This is a genomic window from Pseudomonas sp. NFACC16-2 (genome assembly GCF_900119205.1).
Taxonomy (GTDB): Bacteria; Pseudomonadota; Gammaproteobacteria; order Pseudomonadales; family Pseudomonadaceae; genus Aquipseudomonas; species Aquipseudomonas fluorescens_Q.
This window is the reverse complement of record NZ_FPIX01000001.1, coordinates 66,261-85,668: the sequence shown is the minus strand read 5'-3', so window position 1 is coordinate 85,668 and position 19,408 is coordinate 66,261. Positions and strand designations below refer to the sequence as shown.

Sequence of the window (19,408 nt, the reverse complement as noted above, 5' to 3'; positions counted from 1 at the left end):
GATGAGTGCGATGACGCAACAAGCTTTCCTGGAGATTGCGCAGCGGCTGGCTTCCTTGCCCGCAGACAAGAAAAAAGTCTTTCGCCAGCGCCTGGCCGAGAAGGGCATCGATAGCTGGCGTCTGCCAATCGTTCCCGCCGTGCTTGGCGAAGGTGAGCGTATGCCGTTGGCGCAGGCGCAGCGGCGCTTTCTGTCGGCGGAAGCCCTGAGTGGTCGTGCCCTTTACAATCTGTGCTCGGTACTGCGTTTCGACGGCCGCCTCGATGGCGAACGTTTGCAACAGGCCATGCAGCAGTTGACGGACCGTCATCAGATCCTGCGCACCCGTTACACCACCGATTCCCAAGGCCAGATGCAGCCCCATTGTGAGTCGCAACAAGTGCCGCTGCCATCCGTCGAACCGTTGACCCTGGCGGCTTCTGAATACGAGCAGTGGTGCGCCGATGAATACGCCCGCCAGCTCGCCGAGCCCTTCGATCTCGCTCAATCGGCGCCTTGGCGCTGGCAAGCCTTCAGCGACGCGCAAGAGCAATCGACCTGGTTGTTTTTCACCATTCACCATGTGGCCTACGATGCCTGGTCGGCTCAGCAACTGACCCTGGAACTGGCCGAGGCTTACCGGGCGCTGGCAATGAATGAGCCGGCCCGCCAACCCGAATTGAGTATCCAGTACGCCGATTACGCGGCTTGGGAACGCGAGTGGCTGGACAGCGAAAGCTGCCGGCAGCACATCGACTTCTGGCGCGGCCAACTGGCAGATGCGCCGGCGCCCTTGGCATTGCCCCTGGATCGGCCACGCCCTGCGCCCGCGCAACGCCGCCATAGCGGCGCGGTGCTTGCCCGGGAGCTTTCGCCGCAGCTGACGACGGCGGTAGAAGCCGCCATTCGTAGTCATGGGGTGACGCTGTACATCTACGGCCTGACGGCCTTCAGTTGCTTGCTGTCGCGCTACAGTGGCGAGAACGACCTGTGCCTGGGCACCTCGGCGGCACAACGTGATCGCCCAGAGTTGATGCCCTTGATAGGCCCGTTGCTCAATACCCTGGTGATCCGTCAGCGCCTGCACGACAACCCGGACTTCGCCACCGCGCTGCTGCGCACCCGTGACACCGTCGCGGCCGCCTTCGATCATCAGTTGCTGCCTTTCGAAAATGTCCTCGAAAGCCTTGACCGTCCACGTTCGAACCCGCTGTTCCAGGTAATGTTCGTCCAGGTCGATTTACCCGAAAGCCGCACCCTGACATTGCCCGGTGTCGCGGTTGAAGTGCTCGACCCGCCGCAGCGTCATGCACGTTTCGACCTCACGCTGCGCCTGGTACGTACCGCTGACGCGCGCCTGCGCTGCGAGTTGGAATACAGCGACGAATTGTTCGACGCGGCCACGGTTGAGCAGATGCTGGATGACTTGCTGGCGATTTTCCAAGAGGCATCAACTCATCCCCAGCGACGTCTGGCCGAACTGCAACTGATTTCGCCGCCAAGTGAACTGAATGGCCCCGCGTTGGGCACCATACCCTTGCCGCTGGATCAGCAAGTACTTCACTGGGCAACGCACACGCCGAATGCGGCAGCGTTGTGCAGCGCTGGGCAAACCGTCGACTATGCCACGCTCGGTGCCGCAACCGGCGCGCTGGCCGCGCGACTGGCCGGGCAGGGCATAGGCCCGGGGCAGGTGGTCGCACTGTGCATGCCCCGTTGCGCGGAACAACTGCTGGCGATGCTGGCCTGCTGGCAACGCGGTGCGGTGTGTCTGTTTCTTGACCCGGCACAGCCGCCACAGCGAATTGCGCAGTTGCTGCAGGACAGTGGCGCGAGGCTGTGGGTGACACTGGCCGAGGCCCCTGAAACGGACGTCGACATGGCGCGCCTGGTACTCAGTACCGCCGATTTGTCCGCGGTGGCCACCGAGGGGCTGGGCGAGAGCCTCAGTCAGCCGCACCTGCCTGCCTACCTCATTTATACCTCGGGTTCGACCGGTCAGCCCAAAGGTGTCCTGGTCACTCATGGCAACGTGGGACATTACGCGAGCGCGATCGGTCAACGCGTGCAAGCCAAGCCGGGTAGCCGCTGGGCGACGTTGGCGACCGTGGCCGCGGACCTGGGGCTGACCTGCGTGTTCGCCGGGCTGAATGCCGGCGATCCGCTGATTCTGCCGCCAGCGTCGTTGACCTTCGATCCGCCAGGCTGGGCTGAATTTCTCGACGAGCAGCCCGTGGATTGCCTGAAAATCGCGCCGTCGCATTTACGCGGGCTGTTGGCGCTGGACGATGCCCGACGCGTCTTGCCCAGGGATGTGTTGATCCTGGGGGGTGAGGGTTTCGATCAGGCCTTGTTTGCACGGGTGCGTGAATTGGCACCGCAACTGCGCATCTTCAACCATTACGGTCCTTCGGAGACCACGGTCGGCGTGATCTGCGGGGAAATCCAGGCCCTCGACGCCCCTGACTCGGGTCTGTATCTGCCCTTGGGGCAGCCGTTATCGGATTGCCATTTGCGCATCGTAGACGGCAATGACGTATCGGTGCCGCTGGGTGTCGCCGGTGAGCTGCTGATCGCAGGCCCTCAGGTCGCCCAGGGCTACCTCGGTCAACCTGAGTTGACCGCCCAAGTATTTGGTTCCACTGCCCAGGGGCAACGCTTTTATCGCAGCGGCGACCGGGTTCGCCTGGATCGCAATGGGCAACTGGTGTTCCTGGGGCGTCAGGACGATCAGGTCAAGATCCGCGGTTTTCGCGTGGAACCGGGCGAAGTCAGCGCCTGGCTCACTGCTCAGCCCCAGGTTCGCGAAGGGGCGGTGTTGGCCTGCGAGGTGAAAGGGCGCACGCAACTGGTGGCGTATCTCAGCCCCGCCCTGGCAACCGAAGCGTTGGCTGCTCTGCAAGCCGAGGCCAAGCGTCAATTGCCGGAACACATGGTGCCCAGTCATTGGTGGGTGCTGGATACGTTGCCTCTGACGGCCAATGGCAAGCTGGATCGGCGGGCATTGCCTGAGCCGGCCGAGACCGAGTCGGTCGATGCATCCGCCCGGCCACCGATCGGCGTCACGGAACAGCGCCTGGCGCAGCTGTGGTGTCAGATTCTCGATTGTGCGCACGTCGGACGCGAGGATGATTTTTTCGCCCTCGGTGGCGATTCTATTCTCAGTCTGCAATTGATCGGCCTGGCCTTGCGCGAAGGACTCAAGTTGCAACCACGCGATGTCCTGCAACATCCCACCTTGGCGACCATGGCCCTGTGCATCGATGGCCGGTTGAACCCCGTGTTGCTGACCGTCCTCACGGCTTTTCGCGAGTTGCTTGAACAGCCTGGCCTGGGACCGGACGCCGACTTCTTTGCCGAAGGGGGGGATTCGATCCTAAGCCTGCAATTGATCGCGCGTCTGCGTCAGGCTGAACTGCGCCTGATGCCCCGGCAATTGCTGGAGAACCCCAGCGCCCGGCAACTGGCTGGGGTTCTGACCTCCTCAGCGTCGCCGGCGGTTGCACCGCAGCCGGCAACCGAAGCCTTGGCGCCGTCACGTGCACTGTCCCATGCCCAGCAACGGGTGTGGTTCATGCAACAACTCGATCCGGCTGCAACGGCTTACAACGTTACGCAATTGTTGGCCTTGCGCGGCGATCTGGACGTGCCACGATTGCAGCGCGCTTGCCAGGTCCTTGTCTCGCGCCATGATGCATTGCGCTGCAGGTTTTTCGAAGAGCAAGGGCGAGTCTGGCAGCGCCTGGATGAGACGGCTGCTGCAATCTTCAATGTGCATGACCTCCAGGACCTGGATGAATCACAACAGGCAGTGGCCATTGCCGGGGCCGCCAAGCGGGTTTTTGACCTTGCGCAGGGGCCGTTGCTGGCAATCGATGTATTTTGTGTGGCTCCGGGTGATTATCGCTTGCTGTTCAATGTCCACCACATTGCCGTGGACGGCTGGTCCATGGGCTTGTTGGTCGAGGACTTTGCGCAGATCTACCAGGACCGGGCCACGCCTGCGACTACCGGATTGTTGCCATTGATCGAAGCACAACGGCGAGGCCTGGAAGGGGAGCAGGGCAGCCAGTTGCTGGCCTACTGGCAACAACGCTTGCAAGGTCTGAGCAACGAACCGCTGGAGCTTCCCGACCACTGCACGCGACCGGCGCTGCAGGCATACGCCGGCGCCCGCAGTGAGCTGGCCTTGCCCGTTTCGTTGAGCGCGGCGGTCGAGGCCCGGGCCAGGGCACTGGGTGTCACGCCCTTCGTGCTGTATTTCGCCGCCTACCAGCTCCTGCTCTGGCGTCATGGTGGACGCAATGATTTCGCCATTGGCTTGCCAGTGGCAGGGCGCGAATCGGCCGAGAGCCAGGCATTGGTCGGTTTGTTCGTCAACACACTGGCGCACCGGGTGCAGATTGATCCCCGGCAAAGCCTGCAAGCCTTTATCCAGACTCTGAACGGGCAGTTGGCCGATGATTTGTCCCATCAGGCGCTGCCGTTCGAGCAACTGCTGGACATGCTGGATATCGAGCGCAGCCTGGATCGCACGCCGGTGTTCCAGGCGATGTTCAACTACCAGGCCGACCATCGGGATTCGCGCCGCCTCAACCTGCCGGGCATCAGCGTGGAAACACTGGCGTTGCCGGACGGCGTGGTGAGTGCCAAGTTCGACCTGACGTTCAATCTGTTCACCCAAGGCCGCGGGACTGATGCGCGTACCGGCTTGATTGTCGAATACGCGACTGCGCTGTTGCGCCCCGGTACCACCCAACGACTGATGGAGGATTACCAGGGATTGCTCGCCAGCCTGGTCAGCCTCGATCTTCAGCAGCGCTTGCTGGAAATTCCCCTGGGTTCAGTCGCAACTTTGGCCGCGGCGGGCAAGTCCATGCATCTGCACAGCGAGGCCGATTTTGTCACGCGCTTTGAAGTGCAGGCCGCCGTTCATCCTGAGCGTATCGCGGTGTGCTGCGCTGATCGCCGCTTGAGCTACGCGGCGCTGGATGCCCAGGCCAATCGCCTGGCCCATTGGTTGCTGGCACAGGGCATAGGGCAGGAGTCGACGATTGCCTTCTGCCTGCCTCGGGACGAAAGACTGCTGGTGTGCCTGTTGGGGATCCAGAAGGCAGGTGCTTGCTACCTGCCGCTCGACCCAGCTCATCCACCGGCACGCCAGGCGCAGATTCTCACCCGCGCTCGACCGCAATTGCTGCTCTGCGACAAGCTGTTCGCGGGCCTGCCCGAACACCTGCGCAGTTGCCTGTGGGCGGACCTGCCATTGGCTCGGTTCCCTGCACAAGCCCCGGCATTGGCGACGACGCTTGAACAGTTGGCCTACACGCTCTACACCTCCGGATCGACCGGGCAACCCAAGGGCGTGCAGATCAGTCGAGGGAATTTCGCCAACTTCCTGCTGGCCATGGAAGAGGCGCTGCCACTGGAAAACGTGCAGCGTTATCTGGCCTTGACCACGGTGACCTTCGATATTTGCGGCCTGGAGCTGTGCCTGCCGCTGGTGCGCGGCGGCACCGTGGTATTGGCCGATGATGAAGAGCGACAGGACCCCATGTTGCTTGCGCGATTGATTCAGGACCAGGCCGTGGATCTCATCCAGGCTACACCGGCCACTTGGGCGATGTTGCTGCAAGGCGATCGCCAGGTGCTGGCCGGGCGTGTGGCCCTGGCCGGTGGTGAGGCGCTGGCGGCGGAAATGGCGACCGAGATCAGCCAATGCGTGGCTCACCTCGTCAACGTCTACGGCCCGACAGAAACCACGGTGTGGTCCACCCAGGCGCCGATCGGTGCCTTGCAGTTGCCCGTCGCCCCCATTGGCCGGCCATTGCTCAATACCCGCTGCCACGTCCTTGATGAGCACTTGTGCGAAGTACCTCCTGGCTGTGTGGGCGAGCTTTATATTGCCGGTGACGGTCTGGCCCGCGGTTATGCCGGGCAGCCTGGATTGACCGCCGAACGGTTTATTGCCGATCCGTTCAGTCGCGAGGGTGGGCGTTTGTACCGTACGGGTGACCTGGCGCGTTGGCAGCCGGATGGGCAGCTGTATTACCTTGGCCGCACCGATGACCAGATCAAATTGCGTGGTTATCGCATCGAACTGGGGGAGATCGAGGCCGTGCTGCTCAGCCACCCCGAACTGCTGCAGGCGGTCGTGGCCGTGCAGGGCGAGCATCTGGCCGCCTTCTGGGTAGCGAATCCCGACAACCCACCCGACGCTGCCTCCATCCGCACTTACTTACAGGGGCGCTTGCCGGCCTATATGTTGCCGACGCATTTGCAGGCGCTGGAGCAACTGCCCCTCAATACCAATGGCAAGGTGGATCGTAAACAGCTGCCACGCTTGCAGTTGGAAAACCGCGGCGAGGGGGGCGTCCAGCGCCCGCTGACGGCCAGCGAGGCGTTGCTGGCCGGAGTCTGGGCAGCGGTGTTGAACCTGCAACGGATTCCTGCCGACGGTCATTTCTTCCAACTGGGCGGCCATTCGCTGATGGCGGCCCAGGTGCGTGCGCGCTTGCGGGAACAGGGCTTTGAAGTGCCCTTGCGCTGGCTGTTCGAAACGCCGGTTCTGGCGGACCTTGCGCAGCGCATCGAGGGCCTTGCGCAGCACCTGGATCTGGCTTCGTTGCAGATCCCTCAGGTCGACCGCCAGCTTGATCAACCTTTGTCCTCGGCGCAGCAGCGCGTCTGGTTGATGCAGCAGCTGGACCTGGCCGACAGCAGCTTCAACATGAGCAGCAATGTGCGCCTGCGCGGACAACTGGACCGTCATGCCCTGGAGCGTTCAGTGCACCGGCTGGTGGACCGCCATGCCATCTTGCGTACCACTTATCACCAGCGTAACGGCGAGTTGTACCAGCGGATTCACGGACAGATGTCGGTAGCGTTGCAAGTGATCGTCTCGAACGCCGCGCAGTGGACGGTCGATGCCCGCGACATTGCGCTGCGACCGTTCGACCTCGCCAGCGAGGCACCGCTGCGGGCCGTCCTGTACCGCCTCGGTGAGCAGGAACATGTGCTGCAGTTGGTCATGCACCACATCGCCTCCGATGGCTGGTCCGGCGCTGTGCTGGTGGATGAACTGATCCAGGGTTATGAAGCGTACAGCACCGGCGCGCTGCCGCCCCAGAGCGAACTGGCGATCCAGTACGTCGACTATGCCGTATGGCAAGGTTCGGCGGCGGTACAGCTGCGTCAGCGTGAAGGCCTGGCGTTCTGGCGACAGACCCTGGCCGGCATTCCCGCGCAGGTGCCACTGCCGTTCGATTTTCCCCGTCCGGAGCGCGACAGCGGCACCGGGGCGGCCCTGGACTTCCAGTTGTCAGCGGCCACGGTTGGCCGGCTGAAGGCTTTCGCGCAGGATAGCGCAACGTCGCCGTTCATGGTGCTGCTGACGTGCTATGCCGCCGTGCTGCAGCGCGAAACGCAAGGCCGTGATCTGGTGATCGGAACGGACGTCGCCAACCGCGAGCATCCGGCCACTGAATCGCTGATCGGCTTTTTCGTCAATCTGCTGGCCTTGCGTATCCGCGTGCAACCAGAACTGAGTTTGCGTGAGCAAGCGCAGCAGGTCCGGGAGATTTGTCTGCAAGCATTCGCCTGGCAGGACACGCCGTTCGAGCGTGTCGTCGAGTGCCTGGAGCTGCCACGGGTGGCGAATGTCCACCCGTTGTTGCAGACGTTGTTTGTCCTCGACAACACGCCGCGCCAGCAACGCCAACTCGGCAATCTGCAGGTTGAACCACTGACGGGCGAGCAGCACCATTCCAAGTTCGACATGGCCCTGTTCGCCAGCGAAGACGGCGATGTGTTCAACCTGCGCTGGGTGTATCGCACCAGCCTGTTCCGCCCGGCCACGGTCGCACGCTTGCGTGATGCCTTCGAGTCCCTGCTGGACATGGCCCTCGGCGCACCGGACAAACCAATCGACACCCTGATTCCGACTCCAAAAGGAGCTGCTGCAATGTCCACGGACAATCCGCTGCAACGCAAAATGAGCAAATTGGGCAAGATGCGCCAGAGCGGATCGCCCGTTACCCGCGAGCCCTTTGAAGCCCGACCGTTGCGCGAAGGTTCGAAGTTCCCCCTGTTGATTCAACTGCGTGACCGCGAACTGGCGCCGGCCATTTGGGCTGAGGCCAACCGTGAGAAGGTCGAAAGCTGGCTGCGCGAGCACGGTGGCATTCTCTTGCGCGGCTTTGATTTGCCGACGCCGGCGGCTTTCGAGGCTTTTTGCCAAGCCTTGTGCCCTCAGTTATATGGTCAGTACGGTGACCTGCCGAAGGAAGAGGGCGGCAAGAACATCTACAAGTCCACGCCCTATCCCAAGGATCGGATGATCCTGTTCCACAACGAGAGTGCTCATCAGCATCGCTGGCCGCGTCGCCAATGGTTCTACTGCCAGACGCCCGCCACTTCCGGTGGCGCGACCCCGATTGTCGACAGCCGCCAGGTTTACCGTGAACTGCCGGCCTGGCTGCAAGTGAACCTGCGTCGCAAGCAACTGATGTACGTGCGCAATTTCAGCACCAGCCTGGACGTCAGCTGGCAGCACTTTTTCCAGACCGAGGAGCGCGAGCAAGTCGAGCGGATCTGCCGTGAGAGCAATATCGATTTTGAGTGGCGCGGCGCCAACGATCTGCACACCCGTCAGGTTTGTCCTGCGGTGATCCTGCACCCGCTAACGGGAGAGGAGAGCTTCTTCAATCAGATCCAGCTCTATCACCCGGCCTTTCTCGATGCCGATGTGCGTGAGCAGTTCCTGCGCGACGGGACAACTGCGATGCCCAGACAGGTGTTCTACGGTGACGGTTCCGAGCTTGAGCCAAGTGCCATCGAGGCCATCAACGCTGCCTACGACCGTTGTGCCGTGCGCTTCGACTGGCAGCAGGGCGATGTGGTCATGCTCGATAACATGCTGGCTGCGCACGCCCGGGATCCGTTCGAAGGCGAGCGTAAAATTGTGGTGGCCATGGGTGAAATCTATGGTCGTGATCAGGTCATGGCTGCGCCGGCGCAGACCGAAGAGACACCCGTAGAGTTGAAACCATGATGGACCTTGGACTAACGCTTTCACCTCAACAAAAACAACTGGCCCAGGCCAATCCGCAGGCCTGGCGCTGGGTTCGGATGCAACTGTCGGGCGTGCCCGGTGCCACTGTCCAACAGCGACTGCGTGACGGCTTGCAGCAGCATCAAGCGCTGCGCTTGCGCTACCAGCGCCCGGTTGGCGCCACGGGACTGCGCCAGCGTGTGGTCGAGCCCCTTGACTTGCGCCTGAGCTGGCGTGAGGGACGTTCAGGTGACGGGCATGATGAGCAACAGTGGCTGCTTGAGGCCAAGGCGCATTGCCTTGCCGAACAACCCGATGTGTTGGCCTGGCTACTCGACGATTATCTGTTGTTGGCGGTCCCGGTTTATTCGCTGGATCAACGCAGCCTGATCCAGTTGCAGGAGCAATTGTTGGGACGTGCCGCGTCGTTTGACACTGAACCCATGCAGTACGGCGAATACGTCGAATGGATCAATGGCCTGCAGTCGGACGAGGATGCCGAGCAGGGCACGCAGTTCTGGCGCAACCTGGCCTTGCAGGACGTACCGGGCATGCGCCTGATCGAGCGCTATGGTATCGCCAGCGGCAACCATGCCGTTGTTCGGCTAAAGCTTGCACAGACATTGCCAGCGGCGTTGACGGCGCTGGCCGCGCGCGAAGGCGTGGCTGTCGAAGCGCTGGCCCTGGCCGCCTGGGGCTCATTGCTGGGCCGGCTCAATGGCCAGCAGCACGGCCAGTTGGGTCTGCAGCACGATCCTCGCGATGACTATGAAGAACTCTCGGGAGCCTATGGGCTGTTCGAGCAGACGCTGCCGATGGTGGTGCGGGTGTCCGAACACAGCACCTGGATCAACCTGGCCCGGCCATTGGCACGGCAACTGGAAAACGCGGTGGCTTGGCAGGAATATGTCGGTCAGGCTCAGCTGTTGCCCGAGTGGCGTGCCAGTTTTCAGACCGGGCTGCGTGTCGTGCATGCACCGCTGCTGGAGGGGCTGCAAGTCCTGTCCTTCGACACCCCGGTCGAACTGCAATTGCAACTGACGCTCGATGCCCAGGACAGTGGGGAACTGACACTGGCCTATGACCGTGGTCTGTACCGTGAAGAGCAGATGCAGGTCTTGCTCAAGCGCTTCGCCCATTGGCTCGAGCAATTGCTGCAGTCGCCCAACGGCCTCATCACTGGCGTCGATCCGCACTTACCCGAGGAGTTGCTCGCGTTACCGACGCGCCCCGTCCTGGCGCCGGATCTCGATATTGTCGCCACCGTGCGCGAGCACGCCCGGACACAACCGGATCGACCGGCGCTGCGCTATGCGGGGCAAATGTTCTCTTACGCCGAACTCGATGCCTTGAGCGATCGTGTTGCCGGCAGCCTGCGTCAGGCCGGTGTTGGCCATGAACACGTGGTCGGCCTGTATTTGCCCCGTGGGGCGCAGATGTTGATCGCGATGCTGGCCTGCTTCAAGGTCGGTGCTGCGTACCTACCACTGGATCCCCAACAACCACCGCTGCGGCTGGCCGACATTATCGAGGATGCCCGACCGGCCTTGTTGCTGTACGTAGAGGGGCTGCTGCCCGATACCTCGGTCGACACCCTGTGCTGGTCACAGGCATGCACTGGGCCGGCGTTCGATTCGCCGGTGCAGGGTTCGGCGCAAGACCTGGCCTACGTGCTCTATACCTCGGGCACCAGCGGCAAGCCCAAAGGTGTGCAAATCGAGCAAGGCCAATTGCGCCATTACGTCACGCAAGTGACCCGCGCGCTCCAGTTACCCGAGGCCGGGCATTATGGCCTGGTGTCTTCACTGCTCGCGGATCTGGGAAATACGGTGTTGTTTCCGGCCTGGTTGCAGGGCGGTTGTGTGCATGTGCTGGAGCAGTCCACCGTGACCGATGCCCGGGCGTTCGCCGAAGAGCTTCAACGCTACCCGTTGGACGTGCTCAAAATCGTGCCTTCGCACCTCGAAGCGCTGATGGGCGAACACGCTCCCAACGGCATTCTTCCACGCCAGGTCCTGGTACTGGGCGGAGAGCCGCTCAGTGAGCATTTGCTGAGCCGTTTGGCCCAAGCGAAACCGGCCTGTCGCCTCTACAACCATTACGGCCCGACAGAGACCACAGTGGGCGTGCTATGGCGTGCGATCGATGTCAGCCAGGGCGTGGGTGATAGCGCCTTGAATCAGGTATTGGGTGATAACCGCATCCACCTGCTCGACGACCAGCAACGCGCGGTGCCGTCAGGCCAGGCCGGGGAATTGTGCATCAGTGGCGCCAGTGTCGGGCGCGGTTATGTGGGCGGTGTCGGTGGCGGTGCCTTTGGTGTCGATCCAGTCAGTGGCGACCGCCTGTATCGCACCGGTGATCTTGCTTTGCGCCAAGCCGATGGTGCCGTACGCATTCTGGGGCGCAATGATCAACAGGTGAAAATCCGTGGGTTTCGCCTGGAGTTGGCGGAAGTCGAACAGGCTTTGTTGGCCCAGCCGGGCGTGTTGCAGGCTGCGGTCTTGCTGGACGGCGAAGGCGACCATGGGCGCTTGCTGGCTTTCGTGGTCAAGGACGACGCCCTGTCGCAAACGACCGAGCAACTGTACGCCGCCCTGGCTCGCCAGCTACCGGACTACATGCTGCCCAGCGGTATCCTTGCACTCAAGACGCTGCCACTGAACAGCAATGGCAAGCTTGATCGCAAAAACCTGCTCGAGCGCGCCAGGCAGCGTTTGCAGAACACTCGCGTGGCGCCTGTGGGCGAGCTCGAAACGGCCATTCTGGCGATTTGGTGCGAGGTGTTGGGTGTCGACGAGCTGGGGGTGACCGACAATTTCTTCAACGTCGGTGGGCACTCGCTGGCGGCGATCAAAGTGGTGTCGCTGATTCGCGAGCGCCTGTCGCTCGAATTGCCGACCAATCTGTTGTTCGAGCGGCATACCGTCCGTGACCTGGTTCATGGCCTGGGTAACGATCACAGCGGCGGCCCATGGCACGTCTTGAATGACGCGCATGAACATGCGCCGGCCCTGTTGCTGGTGCATGGCGCGCAAGGGCATCTGCAGGCGTATCAACCGTTGGTAGAGAATCTAAACGGTAAAGCCGCTGTCTTTGGTCTGGCCGCCCTGGAAAAGGGCTGGGATGAGGACGACATGGAGGTGCTGTTGCAGCAATATGTGGCGAGCATCCCTGTCCAGCTTAAACAGCGCCCGCTGGTGCTGCTGGGCTGGAGCCTGGCGTCGCGGCTGGCATTGATGCTGGTGCCCTATCTGCAAGCCCACGGCTTTAGCGTCGAAGGGCTTGTGGTGCTCGATCACGATGCGCAGCGCAGCCTGGCCGGCGAGGGCGACGAAGCCGGCCAGTTGATTGCCGATTTTGCTTTCTACTGCCGCACTCACGCCCAGCCAATCGGTGAGTCGCTGCGCGAACGTGTGACGGGACTGTTGGCAGGTCTGGACTATGCCGAGGGCGTTGCCCGCTTGCTCAACGATGCCCAGGTGCGTGCGCATCTGCAATGGGGAGCCGCCGATGCTGATTTGCTCACGCTATTGGCGCAATATCGCTCGATCAAGATGCGCTTGTATGAGCAAGCCTTGCCCACCGTTGATGTGCCGCTGTGGCTCTGGCGCGGCAATGCCCATGCCGATTTGCGTGCTCAGTGGCAAGCGCATACCCACCAAGCTGTTCGCCAGTGGACGCTGGACGTGGGGCATCACGAGATGCTCGCGGAGCCTCGATTGGTCGAAAGCCTGTTGCCTTTACTGTTGCAAACCTCTGCCAAGGTGGTGCCTGTCTCATGATGTTATTGAAAGAACTGCTGCACGACGCTCGATGGCGCATTCTGCTGGCGATTCTGAGCAGCGCCTTGAGCGCGGCAACCAGTATCGGCCTGATCGGGTATATCAACCGCAGCCTGGAGCATGGGCTCGATGATATCGGCCGGGGCTTGTTGCTGTTCGGTGGTCTGCTGATCCTATTGTTCATCAGCGGTGTCACGTCGCAATGGCTGCTGGTGCAGATCGGGCATCGCCTGGTTTACCAATTGCGCCTGCGGCTGGTGGGCAAGGTGTTGGGCACAGCACTCGAACGCATCGAGCGGCTGGGCAGCCCGCGTATCTACAACGCGCTGACCAAGGACGTGACCACCGTCGCCACGGCGTTCAAGCAACTGCCGATTTCCTTGTACAACGGCTTGCTGTTGTTGGCGGGGCTCGCCTACATGGCCTGGTTGAGCATGCCGTTCTTTTTCCTGACCTTGGGGGTGATTGCCCTTGGGGTCGGTCTTGATGTGCTGCTGGGGCGCAAGGTCAAGACCCTGATGCAGGCCGTGCGGCAGCAGGATGACCAGTTGACCGAGCAGTTCGAGGCCGCCATCCAGGGGCGTTGCGAGTTGGGCCTGAGCCGGGAACGCCGGCACCTGCTCTACGAACACAAGCTCGAACCCATCGCGCGGGCCTCGCTGGAGGCGTCGGTACGTGCCGACACCTTGTGGGCGGTGAACCTGAACTGGACGACACTGCTGGTGTTCGTACTGATCGGTACGCTGTTCTTTCTCGGCCAGGGGCTGGGGTTGCTCAGTCAGCAGGTTGTGGTGGGTTACGTGCTGGCAATCATGTTTCTGCGCACGCCGATCTCGATGATCCTGGATGCCATTCCTGCGGTCATTCGCGGCCATGTCGCCTTGCAGGCCATCGATGCCCTGGCGCTGGGGGAGACGGTGCAGTTCAAGACCCCTGCACAAGCGGCGCAACCCTTCGGTGAGTTGCGCCTGTCAAACGTGCATTACCGTTATCCCGGGCAAAGTGACGAATTTGCGTTTGAGTTGGGGCCGATCGACCTGTCGATTCGTCGCGGCGAGTTGATTTTCATTGTCGGTGGCAATGGCAGTGGCAAGTCGACCCTGGCCAAGCTCCTGACGGGGCTCTACGTTCCCACCTCTGGGCAGGTTTTGCTGAACGGCGTGGTGCTCGATACCCACACTAGCGAGTGGCACCGGGAGCATTTCGCCGCCATTTTTGCCGACTTCTATCTGTTCGCCGATGTGCTGGGCGAAGCGGGCAATCATGAGGGGCTCGAGGCCCGGGTGGATCATTACCTGGACCGCCTTGGGTTGGCCCATAAAGTCGAGTTCGCTGCCGGGCGCCTGTCGACCACGGCCCTGTCCCAGGGCCAGCGCAAGCGCCTGGCACTGTTACTGCTGATGATGGAGGGCAGGGAGGTGTTCCTGCTGGACGAATGGGCGGCGGACCAGGACCCGGTGTTCCGTCACGTGTTCTACAACGAACTGCTGCCCGAGCTGAAGGCGGCCGGCAAGACGGTGATTGCAATCACCCATGACGACCGCTATTTCGATGTTGCCGACCGGGTCTATCGTCTCGACTACGGCCATCTCGTGGACTACGACCGAGCGACAGAGAACCCTTTTCAACTGGCGAAATAGGTTGCAGTTAAACGGGCTGTTCCTGCCGTTTGCATTCATCAAGTGGGCAACTGCTGCAATAGCCGACGCCGGGAAGGCGGTAGCGAATGCAGCAGATGCGCCTCAGGCGCTGTGGCTCGTCCTCGCCGATATCGCGGTACTGCACGGGGGCGAACAAAGGATTACGCCGGCCGTTCGGGCGCAGGCGGGTATTCAGGATTTCTTTGGCCGGTGCGGTGCTGTACGCGTTGGCCAATGGGTGCAGGTCGATACGGCTGGTGACGAATTCGAACGTATTGCCGGCATTGCTCCAGAACAACCGGGGCGATGCCTGGGAGACACTGACCAAGGTTTCGATGACGGGCTCCAGATGATCCTCGACCAGGGTATGAAATCGCTCGAAGGCGGTGCAGGGTGGCAAAGGCTGGCCGGCATGGGGCAAGTGCAACGCCTGTGGCCTGGCGTCATTGCCCAGTTGTATCCCGGTGTCGGCAAGGGCAAGTGGCAGATCGCATTGCTGGAGCAGATTGGCGGCCATCACGGGTGCCAGGAAGGTGCTGAAGTACCATTTTGACCACAGCGACACCAGGGCCAGGCGCTCATCGGTTTTGTACCGTGCCTGCAGGTCGTCGACGAATGCAGCGAAATACTCGTGCTGGAAGAACCTGTCCCCCGGTACATCTGTACGGGGATGGCTGCGCAGTTGCAGCTTTTCACCATGGTCGGCAAGGGGACCGGTGAACAGCGGGGCAAGGCTGGGAATCATCGACTCATCCGTGGACCGCGAATTGAGAGCGGTTATCGTTCAGAGGGGCCCGAAGTATAAACAGGGCGTTGCCGTCTTGCGACTGTTCATCGTCGATAGGGAAATTTGAGAACAGTGTATGAATTTTTAAAAATTAATGAGAATCGCTACCATTAGTATTGTATCGTAGGCGTCTTTCCGCCATGTCAGTCAAGGAGCAAGCAATGAGTTTGGACAGTCCGGATACGCGCTTTCTGGTTGTAGTCAATGATGAGGAGCAGTACTCGATCTGGCCGGATTATCGAAGCGTGCCCAATGGCTGGCGCACGCTCGACATGAAAGGCAGCAAGCAAGAGTGTCTGGACTATATCGAAAAGGTCTGGACCGATATGCGCCCGCTGAGCCTGCGCCAGGCCATGCATGTACAAGGACAGGGCTGATCGCCCGCGACAGAGTTTTTACCTCAGGGATTCAATATGGAAAGCGTCCAGCCCCGTCTATCATCCAGCGCAACCTTCACGCTGGAACAGTTTCGCCAGCAAGCACCGCGTGAACTGAACACCAACCCGTATCTTCAGCGCCAGGCGGCCCGTGAATCGAATGCCCGGTCTTATCCACGGCGTATTCCGTTGGCGCTGCAAGAGGCCCATGGCCTCTATGTTCGTGATACCCAAGGTCAGCTGTTCATGGATTGCCTGGCGGGGGCGGGAACTCTGGCGCTGGGGCACAACCACCCGGTAGCCATCGCGGCCATGCGCCAAACGCTCGACTCCGGCTTGCCCTTGCACACCCTGGATCTGACGACACCGGTCAAGGATCGCTTCGTCGAAGACCTGTTCAACGCGCTGCCGGAAAACTTTGCCCGTCATGCTCGCATCCAGTTTTGCGGGCCGACCGGTGCCGATGGCATTGAGGCGGCCTTGAAGCTGGCCAGGACGGCCACCGGGCGCAAACCGATTCTGTCGTTCTCTGGCGGCTACCACGGGATGACACTGGGCACGTTGAGCCTGATGGGCAACCTGGGGCCGAAACAGGCACTGGGCTCGCTGATGGCCGATGTGCAATTTCTGCCGTATCCCTATGACTACCGTTGTCCGTTCGGCATCGGCGGCGAAGCCGGTGTCGACGCCGGCTTGCATTTTATCGAACAACTGCTCAGCGACCCGGAGTCGGGTGTGCTGCCACCCGCGGCGGTGGTGGTCGAAGTCGTGCAGGGCGAGGGCGGCGTGATCCCTGCGCCGATACGCTGGCTCCAAGGCTTGCGCCAATTGACCCGTAAGTTCGGCGTGGCGCTGATCATCGATGAAGTCCAGACCGGCCTGGGTCGTACCGGCAAACTGTTTGCGTTCGAACACGCGGATATCGAGCCCGATATCCTCGTACTCTCAAAAGCCATCGGTGGTGGCCTGCCGTTAGCCGTGATGGTGTACCGCGAAGAATTGGATACCTGGAAACCAGGTGCCCATGCCGGCACTTTCCGCGGCAATCAAATGGCGATGGCTGCGGGGGCTGCGACGCTGCGCCATATCATCAGCGAAGACTTGCCGGGACATGCCGATGTCATGGGGCAACGACTCATGGCGGCTCTGCGCCAGTTGCAGGACCGCTATGCTTGCCTGGGCCAAGTACGCGGCCGAGGACTGATGGTGGGTGTGGAAATCGTCAGTGACACGGCGAGCGACAGTCGTGTCCCAGCAGCCGATACGGCATTGGCCCAGGCAATCCAGCGTCAATGCCTGCGCTTGGGTGTCATTCTGGAGCTCGGGGGGCGCCATGGTGCCGTTGTGCGGTTCCTGCCGCCATTGATCATCCAGGCCGAGGAGGTCGACGCGTTGGTCGAACTGTTCCAGGTTGCCCTGGCCAATGCTCTGGTGGAGGTCAAGGGCCGGACGTTGCATATCGCATGAAATGCTGCAATGTGGGAGCCAGGTTTGCTCGCTCCCACAGGAGATCTATGGCCGTCGCTCATCTCGGCCATCAGCATTCGGACTCAACACCAAACCCTGCAACAGTTGCTCAAGCGCTGGCGTGGGTCAGCCCGGTCAAGGTGTCCGCGATGGCCTTCGTGCGTTGTGCCGTGCCTTCGGTGGTGCGGCTTGAGTCTTCCAGGGCATCGAGCATCTCGCGCAGGGCGCTGACGGCGACGGACTGGTCTTCGATCTGTTGGGCGACGCCTTGGATCTCCGTCGAGAGCAGGTCAATGTCCACGCCAATTTCCGCAGCATTCTTGCGGGTGATTTCCGCGAGCTTGCGAACCTCATCAGCCACCACCGCGAACCCTCTGCCCATTTCACCTGCCCGCGCTGCTTCGATGGCGGCGTTAAGGGCCAACAGGTTGGTCTGTCCGGCGATTTGCTGGATGACCTGTACGATCGACTGAATACGCAAGCTCGAACTGGCGAGCGCACGGGCGCCGACCACCGCTTCACCCGCTTGCGTGGCAAGCTGTTCGACGGTCGTGCCGGCCTGCTCGGCGACGCTGTTTTGCCGGTCAATCGTGCCCGTCAGGTCATCCATCGACAGGTGTAGCTCACCTGAGTAGTGCTTGATTTGCGTCGCCATCTGCGCTTGCTGCTGGCTGGCCTGGGCCAATACCTGGCCCAGATCGGTCAGGCCGTCGAACACCGGCAGGATGGTGTTGTCCAGGCCGCGAGTGTCCAAGGCGCTGCTGAAGTCGTTCATCTTGAACGCCATGATCTGCTTGACCACGACGTGGTTCAGGCCGGCCAGTTTCTTGACCTGGCGGCGCAGGAAAAACGCCTTGAACTCGCCATAATGGGCGATGAAGTTGTCGACGTACTCATCGACAAAGCTGGTGCCCTTGGTGACCCTGAAGAAGAAAATCGCCGTGAGTGTCTGGTTAAGGTTCAAACCGAGAATTTCACCAAACGTCGAGAAACCGGCCAAAGGCACATCCCCGAAAATACCGGCCATGCTGCCCAGGTCGCTGCTGTTGTTGAGCCGGCGCAGGATGCAGTCATTGAGAATAGCGGCCACCGGACGGCCGCCCTTGCCCTTGAGGAATTTCTCGTAGTCCAGTCGGGTCGCCTCGCGAAGGGGCGTGCGCTTGACCATCACCAGCTCTTCGCCGGGCGCCACGTCGCAGAACAACTGGATGATCTGCTGCTGATAGTCGATACGGGCAATGGAGCGCACGAACAGCTCATCGCCCACACGGATGGCGAATGAATAATCGGCGAGCTTCTTTTCCAGCGCCTGGGCACTGCACTCGAATGCATCGCACAGCGCCTGGACCATGCTCTTGATGTTCCCCCGGCTGTCGATGACCTGGTCGATGGTGCGGTCTTCAACCGACGCGGTCAGCACGCTGAACGTCAGCCCGGCAGGTTGGAAGTTCTGGCTCTTGAACACCCCGAAGCGCACATCCGCCGCGGTTTTCAGGAAGACAATCTGCGCGTGGTTCTGATAACTGCGTTGCCCATCACTGATCAGGGTTTTTTTGAAATCCGTCTTGCCACCGGCCGAGCCGCCGACGAACAGGCAAGGGAAACGCCCCGACTCATAGAGCGCCTCCATAAAGAACGACTCGGAAGCGGAAAGACCATCGAACACCACGTAAGCCAGCGTATCGCGATGGTCAATGGGCGTGCGCACTTGCACCTGCTTGATGTTATTCACCAGCCTGGCGATGCGCTCACGCATGGCCAAGCGCTTGCCCCCTCCGCGAATGTCCTCGCACTCCAGCGGCACCATCACCACCTCGGCCGACACAATCACGCTGGCGTCAAAGAGCTGCAACACCACCCGATCCCAGCTCTCGCCGGTCTGGCAGTACAGCGTGTTCGCACCGTTGCACAGCTCACCCGACGTCGTGCACAGGCTGATGGCGCTTCGGGGAAAACGCTGCTTGACCTTAGCGGCGACCCGGTCGATGTCCAGGTGAGGGGAGACGAACCCGGTGACCAACACAGGGGTGATACGTACGTTGGCCAGCGCCTGGTCCAATTCAGCAGAGGTGCAGGCCACACTTACAGCCCCTTGAGAGCGGGCTCGGGCAGTGTTGAAGAGGTTCAGTAGGTTCATGGCTGGACTCGGTTGAGCGCGACGTGACGCGTACGAGGTATGCGTGCGGAGTCCTTTCCCTGTAGCGGTCACGGCTGGGGACTTGTATGGGCGTGAGCTTGTGCTATTTGCGGGGGCGGTCCATAGGGGCTTTTGGTTGGGGTTTGCTCCGTCTGTTGGATAGCGACTTTCGTACGAGTTCGGC

General features: G+C 61.5%; 7 protein-coding genes and 1 pseudogene. 5 read left to right on the top strand and 3 right to left on the bottom strand.

Annotated features, from left to right (window positions below; genetic code table 11):
- The first annotated feature begins 10 nt into the window (after positions 1 to 10).
- The 3 genes from BT116_RS00320 to BT116_RS00310 are packed head-to-tail and all read left to right on the top strand — an operon-like array spanning position 11 to position 14,456.
- The gene (locus BT116_RS00320) at positions 11 to 9,031 is read left to right on the top strand and encodes a non-ribosomal peptide synthetase (protein ID WP_072339906.1); all 9,021 of its coding nucleotides are present in this window, start codon (positions 11 to 13) and stop codon (positions 9,029 to 9,031) included.
- A complete protein-coding gene (locus BT116_RS00315; protein ID WP_256572541.1) occupies positions 9,031 to 12,816 on the top strand; it encodes a non-ribosomal peptide synthetase in 3,786 nt (1,261 codons plus the stop codon). Before BT116_RS00320 ends, BT116_RS00315 begins: the two co-directional genes overlap by 1 nt.
- A complete protein-coding gene (locus BT116_RS00310; RefSeq protein WP_072339021.1) occupies positions 12,813 to 14,456 on the top strand; it encodes a cyclic peptide export ABC transporter in 1,644 nt (547 codons plus the stop codon). The genes BT116_RS00315 and BT116_RS00310 overlap by 4 nt, the downstream gene beginning before the upstream one ends.
- Positions 14,457 to 14,463: 7 nt before the next feature.
- Here the strand turns inward: BT116_RS00310 and fhuF are convergent, their stop codons facing one another.
- On the bottom strand, positions 14,464 to 15,201 hold the full coding sequence (gene fhuF, locus BT116_RS00305; RefSeq protein ID WP_072339019.1) for a siderophore-iron reductase FhuF: 738 nt from the start codon (positions 15,199 to 15,201) through the stop codon (positions 14,464 to 14,466).
- 203 nt (positions 15,202 to 15,404) lie between these two features.
- Between fhuF and BT116_RS00300 the strand changes: the two genes are divergently transcribed.
- Together BT116_RS00300 and BT116_RS00295 are read left to right on the top strand one after the other, a co-directional pair.
- Entirely contained in the window at positions 15,405 to 15,620 is a 216-nt protein-coding gene (locus BT116_RS00300; protein ID WP_063321649.1) for an MbtH family protein, read from the top strand.
- Positions 15,621 to 15,656: 36 nt separating this feature from the next.
- Positions 15,657 to 17,087: a diaminobutyrate--2-oxoglutarate transaminase gene (locus tag BT116_RS00295; RefSeq protein ID WP_072339017.1), complete on the top strand. Its 1,431-nt coding sequence runs from the start codon at positions 15,657 to 15,659 to the stop codon at positions 17,085 to 17,087.
- A 109-nt stretch (positions 17,088 to 17,196) separates the two neighbouring features.
- Here the strand turns inward: BT116_RS00295 and BT116_RS31615 are convergent, their stop codons facing one another.
- Together BT116_RS31615 and BT116_RS31610 are read right to left on the bottom strand one after the other, a co-directional pair.
- Entirely contained in the window at positions 17,197 to 17,697 is a 501-nt protein-coding gene (locus BT116_RS31615; RefSeq protein ID WP_223471818.1) for a methyl-accepting chemotaxis protein, read from the bottom strand.
- A 372-nt stretch (positions 17,698 to 18,069) separates the two neighbouring features.
- Positions 18,070 to 19,224, bottom strand: a pseudogene (locus BT116_RS31610) (FIST signal transduction protein); the annotation flags it as partial.
- Positions 19,225 to 19,408 lie beyond the last annotated feature (184 nt).